Source organism: Arsukibacterium sp. (assembly GCF_036735525.1).
GTDB lineage: Bacteria > Pseudomonadota > Gammaproteobacteria > Enterobacterales > Alteromonadaceae > Alishewanella.
Genome location: NZ_DAINOE010000033.1, coordinates 1 through 21381 on the forward strand (window position 1 = coordinate 1; position 21381 = coordinate 21381).

At 45.9% G+C, this 21381-nt stretch carries 20 protein-coding genes; 12 read left to right on the top strand and 8 right to left on the bottom strand.

All coding sequences use genetic code 11. The features are described 5' to 3' along the window. The 4 genes from V7D78_RS08330 to V7D78_RS08345 all read right to left on the bottom strand — a co-directional run. Positions 1-1146, bottom strand: a 1146-nt coding sequence (locus tag V7D78_RS08330) for a DUF3488 domain-containing protein (RefSeq protein WP_333607986.1), incomplete at its 3' end; no start/stop codon positions are given. Further along, positions 1140-1970 carry a hypothetical protein gene (locus tag V7D78_RS08335; protein WP_333607987.1) on the bottom strand — a complete coding sequence of 277 codons (831 nt, stop codon included), beginning with the start codon at positions 1968-1970 and terminating at the stop codon, positions 1140-1142. The genes V7D78_RS08330 and V7D78_RS08335, both read right to left, overlap by 7 nt. Positions 1971-2080: 110 nt before the next feature. Further along, positions 2081-2989: an AAA family ATPase gene (locus V7D78_RS08340; protein ID WP_333607988.1), complete on the bottom strand. Its 909-nt coding sequence runs from the start codon at positions 2987-2989 to the stop codon at positions 2081-2083. Between the two features lie 134 nt (positions 2990-3123). Then, a complete protein-coding gene (locus V7D78_RS08345; RefSeq protein ID WP_333607989.1) occupies positions 3124-5625 on the bottom strand; it encodes a S8 family serine peptidase in 2502 nt (833 codons plus the stop codon). Positions 5626-5908: 283 nt separating this feature from the next. On the opposite strand from V7D78_RS08345, the gene V7D78_RS08350 reads away from it, so the two are divergent. From V7D78_RS08350 to V7D78_RS08370, 5 genes are read left to right on the top strand one after another with little or no spacing between them, the layout of a single operon-like run. Then, complete coding sequence (locus tag V7D78_RS08350) at positions 5909-6337, top strand: curlin subunit CsgB (protein WP_333607990.1); 429 nt, start codon at positions 5909-5911, stop codon at positions 6335-6337. 56 nt (positions 6338-6393) lie between these two features. Beyond that, complete coding sequence (locus V7D78_RS08355) at positions 6394-7887, top strand: hypothetical protein (RefSeq protein WP_333607991.1); 1494 nt, start codon at positions 6394-6396, stop codon at positions 7885-7887. A 42-nt stretch (positions 7888-7929) separates the two neighbouring features. Continuing rightward, complete coding sequence (locus V7D78_RS08360) at positions 7930-8307, top strand: curli production assembly/transport protein CsgE (protein ID WP_333607992.1); 378 nt, start codon at positions 7930-7932, stop codon at positions 8305-8307. A gap of 9 nt (positions 8308-8316) precedes the next feature. Continuing rightward, entirely contained in the window at positions 8317-8706 is a 390-nt protein-coding gene (locus V7D78_RS08365; protein ID WP_333607993.1) for a curli assembly protein CsgF, read from the top strand. A 2-nt stretch (positions 8707-8708) separates the two neighbouring features. Beyond that, a complete protein-coding gene (locus V7D78_RS08370; RefSeq protein WP_333607994.1) occupies positions 8709-9488 on the top strand; it encodes a CsgG/HfaB family protein in 780 nt (259 codons plus the stop codon). Here V7D78_RS08370 and V7D78_RS08375 read toward each other — a convergent pair. Together V7D78_RS08375 and V7D78_RS08380 are read right to left on the bottom strand one after the other, a co-directional pair. After that, a complete protein-coding gene (locus tag V7D78_RS08375) occupies positions 9461-10141 on the bottom strand; it encodes a response regulator transcription factor (protein WP_333607995.1) in 681 nt (226 codons plus the stop codon). The genes V7D78_RS08370 and V7D78_RS08375 overlap by 28 nt on opposite strands. Before the next feature lie 122 nt (positions 10142-10263). Next, positions 10264-10896: a response regulator transcription factor gene (locus tag V7D78_RS08380; protein ID WP_333607996.1), complete on the bottom strand. Its 633-nt coding sequence runs from the start codon at positions 10894-10896 to the stop codon at positions 10264-10266. Positions 10897-11042: 146 nt separating this feature from the next. Between V7D78_RS08380 and V7D78_RS08385 the strand changes: the two genes are divergently transcribed. Together V7D78_RS08385 and V7D78_RS08390 are read left to right on the top strand one after the other, a co-directional pair. Then, a complete protein-coding gene (locus tag V7D78_RS08385; protein ID WP_333607997.1) occupies positions 11043-11504 on the top strand; it encodes a low molecular weight protein-tyrosine-phosphatase in 462 nt (153 codons plus the stop codon). Positions 11505-11657: 153 nt separating this feature from the next. Further along, the gene (locus tag V7D78_RS08390; protein ID WP_442886517.1) at positions 11658-13007 is read left to right on the top strand and encodes a class II 3-deoxy-7-phosphoheptulonate synthase; all 1350 of its coding nucleotides are present in this window, start codon (positions 11658-11660) and stop codon (positions 13005-13007) included. A gap of 58 nt (positions 13008-13065) precedes the next feature. Here the strand turns inward: V7D78_RS08390 and ppsR are convergent, their stop codons facing one another. Further along, positions 13066-13875 carry a posphoenolpyruvate synthetase regulatory kinase/phosphorylase PpsR gene (gene ppsR / locus V7D78_RS08395; RefSeq protein WP_333607999.1) on the bottom strand — a complete coding sequence of 270 codons (810 nt, stop codon included), beginning with the start codon at positions 13873-13875 and terminating at the stop codon, positions 13066-13068. Positions 13876-14010: 135 nt separating this feature from the next. On the opposite strand from ppsR, the gene ppsA reads away from it, so the two are divergent. The 4 genes from ppsA to V7D78_RS17410 all read left to right on the top strand — a co-directional run bounded on the left by ppsA (position 14011) and on the right by V7D78_RS17410 (position 18566). Then, on the top strand, positions 14011-16389 hold the full coding sequence (gene ppsA / locus V7D78_RS08400; protein ID WP_333608000.1) for a phosphoenolpyruvate synthase: 2379 nt from the start codon (positions 14011-14013) through the stop codon (positions 16387-16389). Positions 16390-16524: 135 nt separating this feature from the next. Continuing rightward, positions 16525-18045, top strand: coding sequence for an alanine/glycine:cation symporter family protein (locus V7D78_RS08405; protein ID WP_333608001.1), 1521 nt, complete (start codon positions 16525-16527; stop codon positions 18043-18045). Between the two features lie 165 nt (positions 18046-18210). Then, a complete protein-coding gene (locus V7D78_RS08410; RefSeq protein ID WP_333608002.1) occupies positions 18211-18462 on the top strand; it encodes a hypothetical protein in 252 nt (83 codons plus the stop codon). Continuing rightward, the gene (locus V7D78_RS17410; protein WP_442886518.1) at positions 18459-18566 is read left to right on the top strand and encodes a BON domain-containing protein; all 108 of its coding nucleotides are present in this window, start codon (positions 18459-18461) and stop codon (positions 18564-18566) included. Before V7D78_RS08410 ends, V7D78_RS17410 begins: the two co-directional genes overlap by 4 nt. A gap of 48 nt (positions 18567-18614) precedes the next feature. On the opposite strand, the gene V7D78_RS08415 is transcribed toward V7D78_RS17410, so the two are convergent. After that, positions 18615-20462, bottom strand: a complete 1848-nt coding sequence (locus V7D78_RS08415; RefSeq protein WP_333608003.1) for an ABC transporter ATP-binding protein — start codon at positions 20460-20462, stop codon at positions 18615-18617. A gap of 268 nt (positions 20463-20730) precedes the next feature. Here V7D78_RS08415 and ribA point away from each other — a divergent pair, with 268 nt between their 5' ends. Next, positions 20731-21312, top strand: a complete 582-nt coding sequence (gene ribA / locus V7D78_RS08420) for a GTP cyclohydrolase II (RefSeq protein ID WP_333608004.1) — start codon at positions 20731-20733, stop codon at positions 21310-21312. Positions 21313-21381: the final 69 nt, after the last annotated feature.

Sequence of the window (21381 nt, forward strand, 5' to 3'; positions counted from 1 at the left end):
ATTGGCAAAATAATCGGCGATAGCCGCCACAAGTTGCGCTGGCTTTGCGTGGCTGGCGGCTAACTCTTGTGCAAAAGCTCTGGCTCTGGGATTGTGGTTTGTCAATTGTAAATTCATCTCGGCTTCGCGGGCGAAAGCCAACGCTGGTGGGGTGCGGCTGCTGCTAAGCTGATAACTGAAACGTTGTGACAGCACTGAATTGGCCATCACCAGCTCTGCCGGACGTCGGCTGATATTAGCACTGAGACTAACCGGCACGCCCAAACTAAAGAGATCGCGCTGGTGACTGGCTTCGGCAATTATCTGATATCGATCCTCAGCTGTTAACTCGCTTGCCGCAGCCATGCTGCTGCGTTGGTTAAAACGCGAATGAACTTGCCAGCGGCGACCATCAAACTCTTCGTACACCTTAGCACGCCAATACCATTCCTGTCGCTTTGGCCGCTCGCTTTGAAAATTGACTCTGAATGCCAACTCATCGCTTTGCACTAAATTTTCAATACTACCAGGATCCAGGCTATCTCCCAGACCAGTAATAGCGCTTTGTTGCGAAGGAATTTGCCATAAAGGGCCTATACGTGGAAAAAGTAAAAACAGCGCCAGCCATATAGGCAAGGTTAATAGTGTGGCACGCAGTAAACTGGTAACAGGTAAGCGGCTCTGCGCCGAGGCAAAGGTACGGTATTGTAAGGCCAGATTCAGCAAAAACACTGCGATGACCAGTAATGCCATGCTTATAGATTGATAAAAAATAAAACAACAGGCTATTAGAAAATACTGTACCCAAAAAAGCTGTTTAATGTCAGCTAAACGTTGTAATAGCAATAATCGCAATATGGCTGCCAATAACAGAATATGCAGCATTAAATGCAATACTCCCAATTGCCGGCCAGCGGCCAATATGGGGACTAACATCAGCAGTGCCAGCAAATTAATGATTAACGGCTTAACCGCATGCTGTCCCGAGTAGCTTCGATAGCCATGCCATAACAACAAGCTGGCATAGAGGGCGCTGCTCCACCAGACAAAAGCCGGTTGCAGTAATAACAGCAAGGCTCCCTGGATCAGCAGCAGATGCTGACTAAGCTGACGTTTACGTTTTTGATCCGTCAACCTATCCTTGTTCAAGTTACTGTTAGTTAGCATAATGCCAGCGCCTGTAAACAACGTTGCAACTGACGCTGACCACTACCAAGCTCAATTCGACCGGCCGGGCAAATAAGGCCATAACCAATAGCCTGTTTGTCTAATTCATGAAGTTGGCTACTGGCTTCCATCAAGGCTTGTTCCAGTGCCGCGCCGCTTAAAGCTGGCACCTGAACCCAGCATTGTTCATGATTTCCCTGGGGTAGTGCGGCCCGGCTTACCGGATTGGCCGGATCGCGGGCCAGGCGTTTAAACAATAGTTGGCGTTGGCTATCGCCAGCCTGATAAGGCTTAATTTCATCAGGTTGTAATTGCAACTGCTGCTGACCACTGTGCTCATCACCATAATGACGCTGTTGATGCACCGCAGGTTCCGGATAGACCCAGAGCTTTCCCGCCAGTCCCGGATAACTCCAGCATTGAAACAAGCCAAACGGAAAATCGCTACTGACTCTGAGGCGCGGCAGGTCATAACAGCCGCGATGCGCAAACTGGTAAGGGATCTTAACCTGACTATTTCTGTCTAGCCAATCCAGTTCTAAAGCGACAGCTTGCTGCAGTAATGTTAAAGTTAAACGTTGTCTGGCCTCCTTAGTACTAAGCTGTAATGGTAGTTGGCCAGCACGGCCACTGTATGCCTCTCCATCGTTACTGAGTTCTAGTTGCAGACCATACAAATTGCGAAAAGCCAAAACCATTGCCAGTAAAAATATACTGGATAAGATAAAGCAGAGCAGTAAAATCAGGTTATTCTGGTAGTTTGTTCCCAACAAATACAACAGCAACAACAGCACACTAAACCAATAGCCATAGCTAGACGGCAAGATATAAATCAGTTTTTGTGTCAGGCGAACACTGCTATCTTTTGGCTGACGTCGATCCAGCCACTTATGGAGTAGTTTCCAGTATTGGTTTGACAGGTGGCTGCGCAGAGTCATAACTGACAAGGTGTGTGTCGCAGCAAGTTTTTACTGTGTTGCTGCACTTCAGCATTGCTGTGAGGGTCTAGCCGATGCTCGGCAACAAAAGGGAAGACCTGTTGCACATCTTCGGCTGTTACAAATTGTCTTCCCTGAATAAAGGCCATGGCTTTAGCGGCACGCAATATGGCTTTAGCGGCACGGGGCGATAAGGGTAATAAGTCTTGTTGTTGCCGACTGGCATGTACCAGCGCCAGTAAATAATCAATCAGTTCAGCACTGGCGTTCACTTGTGGAACCAGAGCTTGTAACTGCAGTAAGTGCTGGCGTTCTAATTGCTCAGTTAATAAGTTCAGCCTGGAGCCATTATGATCAGAGCTTAATAAAGCGTGTTCAGCTTTTTTATCTGGAAAACCCAGTGATAACCGCATCATAAAGCGATCAAGTTGCGATTCTGGCAAGGCCGAGGTACCTGCATGATACATTGGGTTTTGTGTGGCAATAACAAAAAAGGGCAATGGCAGCGGGCGGGTTTCACCGTCAATAGAGACCTGCCGTTCTTCCATTGCTTCAAGCAAGGCACTCTGCGTTTTAGGACTGGCACGGTTAATTTCATCAGCTAAAAGCACTTGGCTAAACACCGGTCCGGCCTGAAAATGAAATTGCTGTGAGCGGGTATCATAAATGTTCAAACCGACTAAATCAGCGGGTAGAAGATCGTTAGTAAACTGTACTCGTCTGTAACTGAGCCCCAGACAATTAGCCAGGGCATGGGCGAGGGTAGTTTTACCCATACCTGGCAAATCTTCCAGTAATAAGTGACCATCGGCCAGCAAGCAACACAGCGCTAATCTAATTTGCGTTGTTTTGCCTAAGATCACGTCATTTAATTGTTGCTCAACTTTATGCAGCTGTGTCAGCACTGGCGCCTCAAAATTTATAGAACATCAGTCTGTTATACTACCTTGTCATCGCAAGCGATCAAGCAAAATAAGGGCAGCCGCAGCTGCCCTTATTTAATTGACATTATTAAATCAACAATGTGTCAAAATGCAAATCAAAAGTACACAGTTAGCTCAGCTGAGCAAACGCTTGTGCCTGCCAGACAGATTTTATAAAGCACACTGGCATCTTGTGAGTTAAAGCGGTCACGATAACGTCCACTGTCGCTGACGGTATCGATTAACACACCCGCCCGGTAAACATCGACCTCGTCGTTGGTAACGCTCCAACGCAGATCTACAATAGTAGAACCAGTACGTGCCCTGACCGCACGATGAAGTACCAAGCTAATGCTGCTTTGCACTACAGTTACGGTTTTTTCAATGGTGTCGGCTAAACCTGTACTATCAGTGACGGTCAAGCTAACCAGGTAATCTCCATCAGCAGAGTAGCTATGGCTGGGGTTTTGCTCAGTAGAAGAACCACCATCACCAAACTGCCACTGCCAGTTGCTGATATCGTTATCGGCATCGCTGGACAGATCAGTAAAATCGACCTGTAAACCAGAGGCTATGTAACTGAAGTCAGCGACAGGCGCGACCGGATCCGGAAAAGTAATATCATCCGCAAGCGCACTGAAGGTCAGGCCCCAGCTATTTAGTGTGCCGACATCGGCACCAGCGTTGTCTGACACAAACAATACCCAGTCACCCTGCATATTTTCATTATTAAAGGTATCAATAGCCCAGGTACCAATTAAATCATCAGCACTGCCACCGGTTCTGTTATGGATAATATGTTCAGTTCCGCTTGGAGAGGTTAAGCGAACAATTAAGTCGCCTCTCCAGGTATGGGTAATATTGATATCTACCGCAGTGCCAAACACTGTTGCTGCATCTGGTACATTAATTATACTGGTAATACCGGTTGGTGAGTTATCAGGGATAGGCACTGGTACAGTATTTTCATAGCTGTAGTCAGACAGGCCAAAAGGCTGAATATTTAAACTTGCTGTTGCGGTTTTGACTATATCGCCACTAGCACTGTCAATACCGGTAACAGTAAAGACGTAATCTCCCCAATGAGTAGACGGCGTTGTAGTGATATTTAATTGCACCGACTCGCCCGGCATGGCCTGAGGACTCGCAAGACTAACACCTTCTAGCGCAGGGCTAACATCGACACTTAACTCAACTAATTGGTTCCAGTCTGCCACACTGGTGATATCCAACTCAAAATCTGCACTTTCACCAGCAATAATTTGCTGATTACGCGGGGTTATCGCTAAGCGAAAACCTGGTGCCGGATCCGCTTCCATCAAAGCCGCGGCCAAGTTAAGACGTTTGCCTGATACTGTCTTACCCTCTAATGCCGTCAGACTATCGCCGGTATTCATCAGAATAGCTTTCATCTGAAAAGGACTGATGTCTGGATCAATTGACCAAAGTAAGGCCGCTGCACCGGATACATGAGGTGTTGCCATTGAGGTACCAGAATAACTGGCATAACCGCCGCCGGGTACGGTAGATACTATCGCAGAGCCAGGAGCAGCTAAATCGACAGAGGTTAAACCATAGTTTGAGGCGCCACTGCTGAAAATAGATAAGTTATCATTACGATCAGTAGAAGCAACCGAAACGATGACATCTAAATCATAAGCGGCCGGGTACATCGGATTTACATCGGCGTTTTGCCCCGCATTTCCCGCTGCAGCAATAAACAATATTCCCGCGTCTCCACCCGATTGAATGGCCTCACGAAGTGTGGTGGAAAAACCGCCGCCACCCCAAGAGTTAGTAGTAGCTTTAACATCAACACCATAATTGGTTTTTAAATTGGTGTAATAATCTATACATTCGATTGCCCCTGCAGTGCTACCACTGGTAGGGCCGAGAAATTGACAGGGTAATAGCGTTACTTGCCAACTCACTCCGGTAATGCCGACACCGTTGTTACCGGTTGCTCCTATGGTCCCTGCAACATGAGTACCGTGCGAGTCAGAATCCATTGGATCACCACTGGCATTCAGCGTGGAATAGCCAAACTGATGTCCGGGTAAGCTACCATCATTTACCCAGCGGTTATCGATCAGATCAGGGTGGTTATAATCCATACCTGAATCTATAACACCAATGATCACATCATGGCTGCCGGTAGTGGTTTGCCAGGCAGTAATGGCACTAATGTCTGCGCCTATAGTACCACCGGCCTGCCCCGTATTGTGTAAGCCCCATAAGTCTGTAAAACGCGGGTCATTAGGGATGCTCAATGGTGTCATTAAAGAGCTTACCAGATAGTTTGGCTCAGCCACTTCAATAGCTGGATGACGAGACAGTTGTTTTATTACAAAATCACGATTAACCCCTTTTGGGATCTTTAATTTGTGGATCCGGCCCTGAGCGACATGCCGCATCCGAATATCACGACCTTCAGCGTCCAGTTGCCGCAGACTAGCGCCAGTTTGTTTAATAAGTGTTTGCCGTTCCTGCTTAGATACGCCGGGTTTAAACATAATTAAAATGGAATCATCAGCAGCCATTGCAAGCTGGCTGGCAGAGGCCTGTCCGGCGCAGAGTGCGCTAGCTACAGCAAAAGCAATAAGAGTTTTTTTTGACATAAGACGTCCTGTTATCGTTATAAATGGATACTTCATGCGAAAAGCACCCTACATTGATAGCATGTAAATTCACAAATATTAAACAAGTGATAGATAATTAGAAAAAAGAACTAGTAGGTTTGGCAGGTTAAATGTAAATAAAAGCGGCTAAATCATTAATGCTGCTTCAAATACCTATTTTATATGTCTTATATGTTTATTTTAAAAATAGCCTGTTATTCCTATAGCAATATATCTTCTCTGCTTTAGCCTAGGCTTTGATCTACAGCGTTAAGGAATGGCTATGTTTGTGGTTTTAAAGTCAAAAAATGTAAACAAAGCAGGTGTGTTACTGCTTGCGTTTTTGACCATGAGTAGTGGTTCTTATGCGTCGACCGATATTTCTATTCCGCTTACATCACTGCTAGAGCGTCATGCTTTAGCCAACGGCATAGATATCATGCAGCTAGGTACTAATAATCAACTTGTCGTGTCACAGGATGGTCAGACAAATTACGCCTTTTTACTGCAACAAGGTGAATTTAATGACATTAGTTTATCGCAACATGGCTTAGGTAATCAGAGTCTTATCCGTCAGTATGGGAATAATAACAGTGCTGATATTTTGCAGCACGGTCATCAAAATCTTATTCAACTTGAGCAATGGGGAGGGAGAAGTTTTTCCATTGAACAAAGCGGTATAGGTGCTGCCATTTCTATTACTCAGTTCTAATTGGCATTACTGGTTAACATTAAAAAATAATATTTAAATACAACAGGGAGTTCCACATGAAAACTCGCATAGTGCGCAAACATCTTTTAGGGGTAGCGATAGCCTGCTGCCTGGCCGCACCGGCAATGGCACAAAATACAGCCATTATTCAGCAAACCTCAACTGCCGGCTCCGTTGAGGGTAACCTGGCGGAAATAAACCAGACACATCGCGGTGCTCAGGCGAACCTGGCTATTATAGATCAGGCAGGGGAGGCTAATGAAAGCTTACTGCGTCAGGATGGTACCTGGCTTGAAGCTTATAACTTTGTTACTGGCGATGAAAACCTCAGCCGGATCGAACAATTTGAAGACTGGCATATTGCCAGTAGTGAGATTTCGGGTAATGACAATACGTTGACGGTCACTCAGTCAGGGTTTTGGAATGAAGCCACCCTGGCCATTAATGGTGATGTTAATGATATTGACGTAAGGCAACAAGGCGATCGCAACGAAGCCTTTGTCACACTGAATGGCGATATGAACTGGAGTGAAGTAGAGCAATCTGGTAACACTAACTGGAGCAATAGCAGTTTCAGTGGCCAAAACAACTTTTTTAGTAGTGTACAGCAAGGTAATAACAACGAATCGGCAATATTAAATGGCGTCGGTAATGCTAATACCGTTGTAGTTGAACAAAACGGTAATGGCAACGTAGGCGGCATTGTTGGTTTAAATGGCGATAACAACCAAACCTCTATTCAGCAGACTGGCGGCAGCAATGTGTTTATTGCCTTCGATGTGCAGGGTAATGACAACTATATTGACGTGTTTCAGAACGGTAATGCTAACCAGTTTATTGTTGACCCTTTGCAGGGCGATGACAACATGATACTGGTTGATCAGGTAGGCAATGCTAATTTAGTGGATGCCCCTCTGGGTTTAATTGGCAATAATAACCTGATAGATGTAGTGCAAACCGGCGATGCCAATACTGCTTTATTAGCGACCGATGGTGATAATCATGATTTAACCGTTATCCAGGTAGGTAACAACAATAATGCTGAAATGTTGTTAGGTCTGGATGCTAATGCGGGATATATATACAGCAATGGTGATAACAATGAAGCCGTTGTAGCGCTATTTGGCTTTGATAATACTGCCGACATTACCCAGCGCGGTGATGATAACCTGGCTGTAGTTGATTTTGTCGGTATTGATAATGAGATTGGACTAGAGCAACGTGGTAATGCCAATGAAGCGATGCTAACCTCAGATGGCATTGTGGTCGCCAACCAACTTAACGTTGAACAACAGGGTGATATCAACCTTATTGATATGTTAGTGGCTGGCAATGGCAACCTGATTGATGTGTTACAGCGCGGAGATGGTAACTGGGTTGGCGGCAGCGACGGCTTACTGTCATTTAATGTGGCTGGTAATTCAGGCAGTGTCTCTATTGTGCAGCAAGGTAATGACAATGTGGTGTTGGGCGGCCAGTATAGCAATAACAGCGTACTGAGTGTGACCCAGGTAGGTGATTTTAACACTGCCATTGTTAATCAAAACTAACAGGATTAGGCGGCAGTATGCAAATACAGCCGCCGTTTTAGTATGAAATACTGGATGTTGCTGGTTTTGATGTTAATTCATCACCCTCCTGTCAAGGCGGATATCGAATTAAGTGGTCTGGTCATTGACCGGACCATTTCCCGTTTTGGCAAAGACTTCTTTTTTTATTATGCCGGCTACTGGCGTGATATTCCTGCAACTGATGGCGTGTCTGTGGTGGTTTACGAACAAGTATATCCGCAGGCAGGGACTTTTTTGTGGGTGGAGTTAGATCAAAAAAGGATCTACCAAACCTATTTTGGCCGGCGCTATAACAATGTCAAAGACATGGCAGAGCAAGCAATATTGATGAGTATCAATGAGTTGGCAAATATTCATACTGAACGCATGTTAGGTGAGCTGGAAGCTGATATTTTTTAAGGGATCACCATGTATAAATACGTAACTGTTTTAATTTTAGCGCTGAGCTGCTCAAGAGTCGCGGCTACAGAATTAGTCTATACACCGATTAACCCCAGTTTTGGCGGTAATCCATTAAACGGTAATTTTTTGCTGCAAAAAGCACAAAGTCAAAATGCCAATACGCCCGAGCGTCCCACTTTATCTTTTGTCGATAAATTTCGCGAGGCGCTGGAGCGCAATATTATTAACTCTCTTACCAGGCGCATAGCCGATGGTGATTTGGTAGAAGGTGTTTATAATACTGGCGAATACCTGATAGAGGTAACTCTAGCACCCGATGGCAGTGTGATTGTAAACATCACTAACCTGAATAACGGTGAAGTTACTATTATTACTATTCCGGTTATAGGGGGCTGATAATGCGCTATTTAGCTGTTGCCGCATTAAGTATTACTTTATCTGCTTGTTCGCTGGTACCAAAACCTGCAATAAATATTACACCTGCTAAGGTAGATAAGCCCAGTCACGCTTTGACGCAATTGCATCAGCAAGGGCGGCCGCGTCAGGCGATACCAGTATCGGTTTATGCTTTTCGTGATCAAACGGGTCAGTATAAGCCACAAGCTAATGTCTCCAGTTTTTCTACCGCCGTAACTCAGGGCGCGACCTCAGTGCTGACCCAGATCCTGCTGGATAGTGGTTGGTTTGCGCCACTGGAACGCGAGGGCTTACAAAACTTACTAACCGAGCGAAAAATTCATGGCGCAAATAAAAAAGCCAACGAATTGCCGCCGTTAAAAGAAGCTCGCCTGTTACTGGAGGGGGGAATTATTGGTTATGAAACCAATTTAACCACTGGCGGTATAGGTGCAGAGTACTTTGGTATAGGCGCATCTGAGCTGTATCGCGAAGATCAGGTTACCGTCTATTTACGCGCAGTAGACGTATTTACCGGTCAGGTATTGCTATCGGTGTCGACCACTAAAAAAGTGTTTTCACAGGAGCTGCGCGCGGGGCTGTTTCGTTATGTTTCATTAAACAGGCTGGTCGAAATGGAAGGGGGCTACTCTACCAATGAACCGGTGCAATACTGTGTCAGACAAGCGATGGAAACAGCAGTGGTAGAGTTAGTCGCTCAAGGCTTGCAACGTGGTTTTTGGCGACTGGATGATCAGGCGAGCTTAGCTAATAGCGGTTGATGGGCTGCGCCACTGCCGGGCTGTTGTAAATTACGCAACAGCTCAACACGGTTACGGGCATTGGTTTTGCGAAATATAGCGGACATATGTGCTTTAACCGTGTGAGCACTAATGTTTAGTGCTGCTGCAATTTCTTTATTACGTGCGCCTTTGGCCACCAGCTGAATAATCCGCTTTTCTTGCCGGGTCAGGCTACTACATTGAGAGAAACTGTAATCCTTTTCTGCTGGCGTGTCTGGAAACAGCATCGTATCTAACAGCCCAGACATGATATCCCGTGAATAGTAAAGTTGGCCAGCCATGAGTGCTTTTAACGCCATCAGTACTCTATCTAGCTGTTCATCGCGAAAGATCAAGCCTCTTATACCGTTGCGAAGCGCCACTTCGGCATCTATCAGACTGCGCTCTGCCTGAAAAATAAACACCGGACTTAATGTCATCAAACGTTGTAATTCAGCTGACAGCGTCTTACGATTAATTACTGAGGGTGAAAATTGAATCCCAATTAATGTATTTGCCTCTACCTTGGCAGCCAGTAAATAGTCGGCTAAAGAGGCTTGTTTAACATTAATAGCCACAGATTGAGCCAGCATGGCAGTATTATGCAGTTGCGAGCGCTCAGTTAAAATGATGAGCTTAGAAAACCTGTCCATTGTTTTCACCTTCAGCTTTGTTACCACACAGTGGTCTGTACCACTCAAGGAATTTATACTGGCGGCTTTGCTGAATAATTGCAACTATAAAATATTTTTTATTAAATTTGTTAATTTGCAGGCTATTTCCCTTGTAGCCAGCGGCTTAGCTGGATACGGTTTTTACAACTGGTTTTTTTGAAAATTGCAGAAACATGCACCTTCACAGTGTTGGCACTAATTTGCAGGTTTTCGGCAATTTCTTTATTGCTCATACCATCAGCAATATGTTGTGCTATAAGATTTTCTTTGCGGGTCAGCACATCATGCTGTGGTCGTTCAGGTTGTTGCCAGTGTTGATGTTTGCTTTGATAAGCCTGATCCAGCGCTTCAGACATCACATTACGAGCATAGTATAACTGACCAGACATCATGGTTTGCAACGCCATTTTAATTCGTTCAGCTTGCTCATCGCGGTAAATTACGCCCCTAAACCCCGCCCGAATTGCCCGGTTAGGATCTATCATGCTGCGGTCAGCACTAAAAATAAATAAAGGTGCTTGTTTTGAGATGGCCAGTAATTGCGTGGAAAACCCCTTACGACCTGGCATATCAGTATAAAAGGGATAACCAACCAATGCCTGGCGAAGTGGTAAAACGCTGAGCTCTGCCGGGTGACATTGCATAACATCAATCCCCGCTGCACGTGCTAGGCGGGTGGTGCTATGCTCATCATGGCTGTCAACTATTAAAAACAGTCGCTGAAACCGGTCCATGTCACGCCTCAAAAAGATTATTATTTTTATGCTAGCTAGTTTGACGCCTTGCTGCATCGGTTGCAACTATCAAAAAAACAGCAGCGGACAACTTGCTGCTATCAGCGGGCTTAGGTATCTTAAGCTAGGAATTTAAGGGAGAGGTTATGCACAAACTGTTATTTGTTTGTCTAGGGAATATTTGTCGCTCACCCACTGCACATGCAGTAATGCGTACAAAAGCGAGAGCGCAAAAGCTACCGTTGTACATTGACTCTGCCGGCACCAGTGCCTCGCATCGCGGTCATCCACCTGATAATCGTAGTCAGCAGGTGGCTTTGGCTGCGGGGTATGATTGTACGGGTTTAGCCTCAAGGCCGGTTAAAGACACTGATTTTGCTTATTACGATTTAATTCTGGCAATGGATAAGGATAACCTGCAGGAATTACGCCATCGCTGTCCCAAGCCATATCAGCATAAACTTCAGCTATTTCTTCATGCACACACCGATTATCCTGCTGTTGCTGAAGTGCCTGATCCTTATTACGGCGGCATTCGGGGCTTTGAGCAGGTATTAATGCTTATCGAGCAGGGCTGTGATGCCATCTTGCAACGATATTACCGCTAACACGGTGTAGTGTGCGTGGCGGAGTTGTCGATTATTTCAGCAGTTAGCATGACTGGTGGCATGGAAACAAAAAATCAGCCATATCAGCATTGAATTTACGTCCAGAAGTCTATAACTTGAATGACTTCTCTTTTTAGCCACAGGATTGTAAACGTGAGTACCTGGACACCGCAAAGTTGGCGGCAATTGCCTATCCAACAACAGCCCACTTATCAGGATCAAGCCGCCTTGTTGCAGGTTGAGCAACAATTGCATAAATATCCTCCGTTGGTGTTTGCTCAGGAAACCCGTGATCTTTTTAGTCAACTCGGGCAGGTAGCTGAGGGCAAGGGCTTTTTACTGCAAGGTGGTGACTGCGCAGAAAGCTTTAATGATTTTAACGCACCGAAAATCCGTGACACCTTTAAAGTGTTATTACAAATGGCCGTGGTACTGACCTTTGCCGGTGGTTTGCCCGTGGTCAAAGTGGCACGAATGGCCGGCCAATATGCTAAACCCCGTTCCAGTGATCTGGAAACCATTAATGGCATCAGCTTGCCCAGTTATCGTGGCGATATTGTTAATAGCTTCGAATTTACTGAGCAGGCGCGACAGCCGGATCCGCAGCGATTAGTCACCGCCTATCATCACTCAGCCGCTACTCTTAATTTACTGCGGGCTTTTGCTCAGGGCGGTCTGGCTGATTTGCATCAGGTGAGTCGCTGGAATATGGGCTTTGTCGAGTCGAATCCACTTAAAGATCGCTATCAAAGCGTGGCACAACGAATTCAGGAAGCACTGCGTTTTATGGAGGTGTGCGGTATTACTGCACAAAATTCACCCTCTATCCGAGAAACGCAGCTGTATACCTCTCATGAAGCTTTATTGCTGAATTACGAAGAAGCATTAACCCGGCGCGATTCGCTCACTGGTGAGTGGTACGATTGCTCTGCCCATATGGTGTGGATAGGCGAACGCACCCGGCAGTTAGATCATGCGCATTTGGAGTTTTTCCGTGGTATTAAAAACCCAGTCGGGGTTAAAGTTGGACCTGGCATGCACAGTGATGATTTGATCAGGCTAATAGATGCGCTTAACCCCAATAATGAAGCGGGTCGCCTTACGCTGATCACCCGGATGGGTGCTGACAAACTGGCAGACAAACTGCCAGCCTTAGTGCAAAGAGTTCAGCAGGAAGGCCGCAAAGTGGTCTGGAGTTCTGACCCTATGCACGGAAATACTGTCAAAGCCAGCAACGATTATAAAACCCGGGATTTTGAAGCGATTTTACGTGAAATACGCAATTTCTTTGCTGTACACAAAGCTGAAGGCAGCCATGCCGGTGGCATACATCTGGAAATGACCGGTGAGCATGTTACTGAGTGTACCGGTGGGGCTTATGGTTTAAGTGAGCACGATTTAGCGAATCGATACTTTACACAATGCGACCCCAGGCTTAATGCTGATCAGGTATTGGAATTAGCATTTTTAATTGCTGATACGCTTAGTGTAGCCCGAAAGTAATCATATAAAGATATCTGTTAAAGGCCCGCTTGCGGGCCTTTTCATTAAGTCATTATTATTAATATTTGTGACGTTTCAGGCCGGTACTGGCGATAATCTTGGCAGAAATCTCTTCAATTGACAGCGCCGTGGAGTTTAGAAATGGGATCTGTTCACGCCGATATAAGGATTCAACTTCGTTGAGTTCCAGTTGACACTGCCGCAGTGAAGCATAGCGGCTATCAGGGCGGCGTTGTTGGCGGATCTGGCTTAGCCGCTGCGCAGTGATGGTTAGCCCAAACAATTTAGATTTATTGCGCAGTAGCTCTGGTGCCAGTTTTAATGCCTCCATATCTTCTTCCACAAAAGGATAATTAGCGGCTTTAATACCATATTGCAATGCCAGATAAAGGCTGGTTGGGGTTTTGCCCGAGCGGCTGACTCCAACCAAAATAATATCGGCGTGATCAAAATTTTTCATATTAGCGCCATCATCATTGGCCAGTGCATAATTTACTGCATCAATTCTGAAGTCATAGGTTTTTTCATGCATGCTATGAGTGCGATGGGTTTTTGCCATCGGCGCTATGCCTAGTTCGCGCTGAATGGGTTCAACAAAGCTATTTAAAAAGTCATAACACACTGCGTTACTGCTATTAATGATTTGCCGTAACTGATCATCCACGAAGGTTTGAAAGACTAATGGGCGTTGGCCGGTAGTTTTATAACGATCGTTAATGCGTTGTTTGACTTGTTCTGCCATATCGCAGCTTTCAACAAAGGGGATAGTGATATGCTCAAATTGCGCAGGAAACATAGTGAGCAGGGCATGACCGAACACTTCGGCGGTTATAGCTGTCCCATCAGAAATATAAAAGGCTGTACGCACAGTAGCTCCTGAATGTGGTTATAAAATTACATGAAAAATTAAGGTTTTATTTAAGTCTTCGCTAAGTGTAAAATCAAAGTAGTGGTAAGTCACTGTGTAAGCTTACACGCCTGGCAACAAAAGTGGGGACTAAAGGTGCAAGAATTCGTAATTTGGTATGACAAACTCGGTATGCATGACGTTAACCGGGTAGGCGGTAAAAATGCTTCGCTGGGTGAGATGATCAGTAATCTGGCTTCTGCCGGGGTGCAGGTGCCCGGTGGCTTTGCTACAACGGCTTATGCCTTTAACCAGTTTCTCGAGCAAAGCGGTGTTAATGAGCGTATTTATAAGTTACTAGATGGCCTGGATGTCAGTGATGTGACGGCGCTGGCCAAAGCCGGCGCACAAATCAGGCAATGGGTAATAGATACGCCGTTTCAACCCGAGTTAGAGCAGGCTATTGCCAAGGCCTACCAGCAATTACATCCTGACCCTGCCACCGATATCTCTTTTGCAGTTCGCTCATCAGCCACAGCTGAAGATATGCCCGACGCCTCCTTTGCCGGTCAGCAGGAAACCTTTTTAAATGTGCGGGGCTATGCCGCTGTTATTGTTGCCATTAAGCATGTGTTTGCTTCGTTATTTAATGACAGAGCCATTTCATACCGGGTGCATCAGGGGTACGATCATCGTGGGGTGGCCTTGTCTGCCGGTGTGCAACGTATGGTCCGCTCAGACTGCGCCAGCTCGGGCGTAATGTTTAGTATTGACACCGAATCAGGCTTTGAGGATGTCGTATTTATTACCTCTTCGTTTGGCCTGGGTGAAATGGTGGTGCAAGGCGCAGTAAACCCGGATGAATTTTATGTGCATAAGCCGACGTTAAACGCTGGCCGACCAGCGGTGGTAAAGCGCAGTCTCGGCTCTAAAATGGTTGAAATGGTGTACTCTGTACAGCAGGAGCACGGTAAACAAGTGCATATCCGTGATATCGATAATGCACGGCGTCAGCAGTTTTCACTAACCGATAATGAAGTACAACAACTGGCCCGTCAGGCAGTGATTATTGAGCAGCATTATGGCCGGCCCATGGATATCGAATGGGCTAAAGATGGCCTGGACGGTAAGTTATATATAGTGCAGGCCAGGCCGGAAACCGTTAAAAGCCGTGAAGACAGTAACAGCATGCAACGCTACCAGTTAAATGCCACTGGCCCTTTATTGGTAGAAGGCCGTGCTATTGGTCAGCGTATTGGTTCTGGCACAGCAAAGGTACTGAGTGGCATCAGTGAAATGGATCAGATTAAGCCAGGTGATGTGCTGGTAACCGACATGACAGATCCCGACTGGGAACCTATTATGAAGCGTGCTTCCGCCATTATAACCAACCGCGGCGGTCGTACTTGTCATGCCGCTATTATTGCCCGTGAACTGGGGATCCCAGCAGTAGTAGGCTGTGGTGATGCTACAAAAAAAATTAATACCGGTGATGAGGTTACCGTGTCTTGTGCCGAAGGCGATACTGGTTTTGTCTATCAGGGCTTACTGCCGTTTGAAGTGATTAACAGCAATATTAGCCAGATGCCGGCGTTAAATTTAAAAGTGATGATGAATGTCGGCAATCCGGAGCGGGCTTTTGCTTTTGCAAAATTGCCGCACGCTGGTATTGGTTTAGCGCGCTTAGAATTTATCATTAACCGCATGATAGGTATTCACCCTAAAGCGTTAATTAACTATACAGAGCAACCTTCGGACATCAAGCAAACAATAGACAGCATGATGGCCGGCTATGCTAGCCCGGTGGAGTTTTACATCGCTAAACTCACCGAAGGCATTGCTACGCTGGCTTGCGCCTTTGCACCAGAGAAAGTGATAGTGCGGATGTCTGATTTTAAATCGAACGAATACGCTAACCTGGTGGGTGGCCGGCAGTATGAACCACATGAAGAAAACCCAATGATTGGCTTTCGTGGTGCTTCCCGCTACATTTCTGCAGATTTTCGTGACTGTTTTGCATTAGAAGTAGAAGCGTTGAAACGAGTGCGTAACGACATGGGTTTTAGCAATGTGGAAGTAATGATCCCCTTTGTGAGGACCTTGGAAGAAGCCGCTGCTGTTATAGACTTACTGGCTGAGCATGGTTTAAAACGGGGTGAAAACGGCCTGCGTGTCATTATGATGTGTGAGTTACCTTCTAATGCCTTATTAGCAGAAGAATTTTTAGAATATTTTGATGGCTTCTCTATAGGTTCTAATGATTTAACTCAGCTTACTTTGGGATTAGATAGGGACAGCGGTTTAATTGCGCATCTGTTTGATGAGCGAAATCCTGCCATTAAAAAACTACTGGCCATGGCCATTCAGACCTGCAAAGCAAAAGGCAAATATGTCGGTATTTGTGGCCAGGGACCGTCGGATCATGAAGACTTTGCCGCCTGGCTAATGGAGCAGGGCATCGACAGCGTATCGCTTAATCCGGATACAGTGGTAGAAACCTGGCTTTATTTGGCAGAAAAATACGGTAATGCTTAAGCATATCACTTGGTAAACAGCAGTTAATTTCGCGCTAAGCCCCGTTGTTCGGGGCTTTTTTATAGCTATTCTCAAGCGCTTATGGCAAATTATTGGCAAATAACAGCAATAACATAACAACTATAGGGGATCCACATGGAAGCTTTTGTTAATGCGCTTAATGGCATTATCTGGAGCCCGGCACTGATATTTTTATGCTTAGGCGCCGGCTTGTTTTATTCAATTTTAACCCGTTTTGCTCAGGTGCGACATTTCAAAGAAATGTGCAAGCTGCTTTTTAGCAGCAATGAATCGAGCAAAGGGATTTCATCATTTCAAGCGTTAGCGGTGTCGTTGTCTGGCCGGGTTGGCGTAGGTAATATTGCTGGTGTTGCTGCTGCCATAGGTTTTGGTGGCCCTGGCGCCATTTTTTGGATGTGGGTAGTGGCATTTTTAGGTGCTAGCACTGCTTATGCTGAGTCAACGCTAGGTCAAATTTACAAAGTTGAAGAAGATGGCCAGTATCGTGGTGGTCCGGCTTATTATTTTGAACGTTGCCTGGGCCAGAAATGGCTGGCCATTCTATTTGCTATCTCTGCCATTATCGCTTGTGGTGTGTTTTTACCAGGAGTGCAGGCTAATGCTGTCGGTAATGCGTTTACCCAGGTATTTGGCGACGGTAACATGGTGGTGACCAGTTTTGGTGAAGTAGGTACACATAAACTGGTAGCACTGGCCGTGATTTTAATTGTGCTGGCCTTCATTATTTTCGGTGGCATCAAACGCATTGCCCATTTCACCCAGATAGTGGTGCCATTTATGGCGCTGGGTTACATCGTTATGGCGTTAATTATTGTATTTTTAAACATTGATAAAATACCAGGGGTATTTAGTTTAATCTTATCTGATGCCTTTACCGCTCAGGCTGGTTTTGGTGCGGCTATAGGTTGGGGTGTAAAACGTGGTATTTACTCAAACGAAGCAGGACAGGGTACGGGCCCGCATGCCGCTGCCGCCGCTGAGGTTGATCATCCTGCTCAACAAGGCTTAGTGCAGGCGTTCTCGGTGTATGTTGATACGCTGTTTGTCTGTACTGCTACTGCTTTAATGATTTTAATTACCCAGCAATACAATGTGGTAGGTGAGCTTACTGACGGCAGTTTTATTGTGCAAAATGTCGATGCTGCCACAGAAATTGGCTCTGCTGCCTTTACTCAGCTGGCACTATTAAGTGTATTTGGTAATTTTGGCCAGTGGTTTGTTGGTATTGCGCTGTTCTTCTTTGCTTTTACTACTATCCTCGCGTACTACTATATAGCAGAAACTAACGTAGCCTACTTGAATCGTTACTTTAAAGGCAATATTCCGTTAGTACTGGTCAAATTTGTCATTATGGCGATGGTCGCTTATGGTATGGTCAATGCTGCTGGCTATGTCTGGGGTATTGGTGATATTGGTGTGGGCTTAATGGCTTGGATTAATATCGTTGGCATACTGGCGATTTTCTTTGTGGCTAAGCCGGCTATTCTATGTCTGCGTGATTATGAAGAGCAGAAAAAAGCTGGAGGCGAGATTAACTTTGACCCGGTTAAACTGGGCATTAAAAATGCGACCTTCTGGGAAAAACGAATGGCAAAGCAACAACAAGTTGCAGCAGAGCAGCTTAAAAAGCCGTAATCGGATTAACACAGGCGTTAAGCAAAAGCCCGGCCATAGCGCCGGGTTTTTTATTATGTATTGCAGCGCACAGACGCCAGCAGCTTTAACCGGCAATATTGGCGATGCGCTGCATTTGAGCAGCTCAGGTGTTAACTGTTTTTATATAACTCAGAGGTGCTAAAGATGAACACGAATAAATTTATCTATGTGACTACCGCCGCACTACTGGCGGGTGGTTTGATGCTGGTAGGTTGTGAACGGCCTACGCCTACTGCGCAATCTGATGGTGCTGGTTTGACGGTAGCGTCTGAAGATGGGGCAGGTGATGATTTTAATGTGACTCAGGCTGTGCATACGGCAATACTTGCCGAGCCGAGCCGCGCCTGCAAAGTGCGGATATTGAAGTTAAAACCCGAAAAGGCGATGTTCAGCTGATTGGTGCTGTAAATACCCAGGAACAAAAAGCGTTGGCAGAGCGTATTGCTACCGGCACCTCTGGTGTTCATGCAGTAAATAATAAGCTAACGGTTCGTCAGTAAGTGTCGCATGCCATAACGCCATTAGGTGACTGGCGTTATGGCAAGTGCTTATTCAACCCCAATAAAACCACCGGTCTGATGTGCCCACAGCTGGGCGTAAATTCCACCACTGGCGATAAGCTCAGCATGGCTACCTTGCTCAACAATGTTGCCTTCATCCAGTACAATTAAGCGATCCATTTGCGCTATTGTTGATAAGCGATGGGCGATAGCAATAACGGTTTTACCGTCCATCAGCTTATTTAAGCTGGCCTGAATGGCTGCTTCTACTTCTGAATCCAGTGCTGAGGTTGCTTCATCCAGAATAAGAATAGGGGCGTTTTTCAGCAGCACCCGGGCAATAGCAATGCGTTGACGCTGACCGCCGGAGAGTTTTACGCCGCGCTCGCCTACCTGGGCATCAAAACCAATGTTGCCTTTAGGATCGGTTAATTCACGGATAAAGTCGCTTGCTTCAGCTTGCTCTGCCGCTAACTGTAATTCAGCTTCGGTCGCATCAGGTTTACCATAGGCAATATTCTCGCGTACCGAACGGTGCAGCAATGAAGTATCCTGGGTTACCATGGCGATATGCTGACGCAGGCTTTCCTGAGTTACCTGGCTGATATCCTGACCATCAATTAAAATTTTTCCACTTTCAATATCATAAAAGCGCAGCAGAAGATTGACCAGCGTAGACTTGCCCGCACCTGAGCGACCGACTAAGCCCACTTTTTCGCCAGGGGCTATGGTTAAATTAAGCTGTTGCAATACCGCTGACTTTCCGCCCGTCACCGCGACCTTACCATAGTTAAAGCTGACTTGCTGAAACTCAATTTTACCCTGTGCAACCTTTAGTGCACTGGCATCAGCGTTATCCTGCACCTCTACCGGCCTTGCCAGAGTCGCAATACCATCGGCCACTGTGCCGATGTTTTCAAACAGGCTGCTCACTTCCCACATGATCCATTGCGCCATGCCGTTTAAGCGTAATGATAAGCTAATAGCGATGGCTATAGCGCCAACGGTAATGGCACTACCCGCCCATAAATACAGGGATAACGCAGCCACGCTGAACACTAAAACGTAGTTAAGTGTCTGCACTGAGAAGCTTAACCCTGTCGCCAGACGCATTTGCTGATAAACCGGTTGTAAAAATACATCCATGCTGTCTTTGGCGTAGCGTTCTTCACGGTTGGTATGCGAAAACAACTTAATAGTGGTGATATTGGTATAACTATCAACAATGCGGCCGGTCATTTCTGAGCGGGCATCTGCCTGAGCGGTAGACACCCGTTTTAAGCGCGGTACAAAGTAACATTGCAGAGCGATATAAATGACTAACCACACCAGCATCGGCACGATAAGTCGCAGATCGGCATCAGCGACGAAATACAGCATAGCGCTAAAATACACCAGTACATATACCATTACATCCAGCAGCTTCATTACGGTTTCGCGCACAGATAGCGCCGTTTGCATCACTTTAGTCGCAATACGGCCAGCAAAATCATTTTGATAAAAACTGACACTTTGGCGTAATAAATAGCGGTGTGCCAACCAGCGGATAGACATCGGATAATTGCCCAGCAGGGTCTGATGCACTATGGCAGAGTGCAGAAAAGTCATCAGTGGCAGTAATACCAGGGTAACTAAAGCCATCCAAATCAATGTAGCCCGTTCATCAGTAAAAAAATTATGCGGATCGTTAGCAACCAGCCAGTCGACCAATTGTCCCATAAAGCTAAACAATGACACTTCTAAAATAGCCAATAGTGCAGAGCTTAGCGACATTAACAGCAAGGACCCTTCCATGCCTTTCGTGTAGTGACGACAGAATGCAAACAGACCTTTTGGTGGTTGGCCTGGTGCAGAAGCAGGGAAAGGTTGGGTCAGTCGTTCAAAAAAACGTAGCATCAGCAGTCCAGAGAGAATAAAAGCAGGCGCCATATTGTACCCGAGTTAGCAGGGATAGATCAGGCGTTTTCATAAAATATGCTTAGCACGTGCTATTAGTGATGCCATATAAATGTGATAATATAACAAATTATTGCCGTGCTGCTAATGAGCCAGGCTGTTATAATCGGCGTATAGCCAGCACTTGATATTAGTTTAAGCGGCCCCAACAAATGGCACTTCTGACAACACAGCCTATGCAGTGACGCAGCTTTTTTGAGAATGATTAATGACTATTAAACTTGTCACCTCTACCGTATTACCCACGCCCTTTGCCGAATTCCGACTGCATGGCTTTGTCGCTGATAATGGCAAGGAACACGTGGCGCTTACCTTAGGCGATGTATCCGGTACTGAACCGGTATTGGCGCGGGTACATTCTGAATGTTTAACCGGTGATGCCTTATTTAGCTTACGCTGTGATTGCGGGCCGCAACTGGAAGCGGCAATGAAAAAAATTGCTGATCTGGGCCGTGGCTGTATTTTGTATTTACGCCAGGAAGGGCGCGGTATAGGGCTTATAAATAAAATTAGAGCCTATGCAGAGCAGGACAAAGGCTTGGATACGGTAGAAGCCAATGAAATATTAGGTTTTTTACCCGATCAACGTGAATATGATATTGCCGCGGCCATGTTCAATCAGTTAGGTATTCAGCAAATAAGACTGCTAACCAACAACCCGCGTAAATTAAAAGCCTTGCAAGAGGCCGGTGTAAACGTATTAGAGCGGGTGCAGCACAGGGTTAAAACAACAGCACATAGCCATCGTTATCTGGCCACTAAGGCAGCGAAACTTGGTCACATGGATTAACCTGAGCAAAATTATCTGCACAACCGTCCAGACTGCCAAAAGTCGCTAATGGCGTGATATACTTTAGCT

Bases quoted from the DNA above. Each gene is read 5' to 3' on its own strand.
- V7D78_RS08345 (WP_333607989.1), bottom strand. From the start codon at position 5,625: ATGTCAAAAAAAACTCTTATTGCTTTTGCTGTAGCTAGCGCACTCTGC.
- V7D78_RS08350 (WP_333607990.1), top strand. From the start codon at position 5,909: ATGTTTGTGGTTTTAAAGTCAAAAAATGTAAACAAAGCAGGTGTGTTA.
- V7D78_RS08355 (WP_333607991.1), top strand. From the start codon at position 6,394: ATGAAAACTCGCATAGTGCGCAAACATCTTTTAGGGGTAGCGATAGCC.
- V7D78_RS08360 (WP_333607992.1), top strand. From the start codon at position 7,930: ATGAAATACTGGATGTTGCTGGTTTTGATGTTAATTCATCACCCTCCT.
- V7D78_RS08365 (WP_333607993.1), top strand. From the start codon at position 8,317: ATGTATAAATACGTAACTGTTTTAATTTTAGCGCTGAGCTGCTCAAGA.
- V7D78_RS08370 (WP_333607994.1), top strand. From the start codon at position 8,709: ATGCGCTATTTAGCTGTTGCCGCATTAAGTATTACTTTATCTGCTTGT.
- V7D78_RS08375 (WP_333607995.1), bottom strand. From the start codon at position 10,141: ATGGACAGGTTTTCTAAGCTCATCATTTTAACTGAGCGCTCGCAACTG.
- V7D78_RS08380 (WP_333607996.1), bottom strand. From the start codon at position 10,896: ATGGACCGGTTTCAGCGACTGTTTTTAATAGTTGACAGCCATGATGAG.
- V7D78_RS08385 (WP_333607997.1), top strand. From the start codon at position 11,043: ATGCACAAACTGTTATTTGTTTGTCTAGGGAATATTTGTCGCTCACCC.
- V7D78_RS08405 (WP_333608001.1), top strand. From the start codon at position 16,525: ATGGAAGCTTTTGTTAATGCGCTTAATGGCATTATCTGGAGCCCGGCA.
- V7D78_RS08410 (WP_333608002.1), top strand. From the start codon at position 18,211: ATGAACACGAATAAATTTATCTATGTGACTACCGCCGCACTACTGGCG.
- V7D78_RS08415 (WP_333608003.1), bottom strand. From the start codon at position 20,462: ATGCTACGTTTTTTTGAACGACTGACCCAACCTTTCCCTGCTTCTGCA.
- ribA (WP_333608004.1), top strand. From the start codon at position 20,731: ATGACTATTAAACTTGTCACCTCTACCGTATTACCCACGCCCTTTGCC.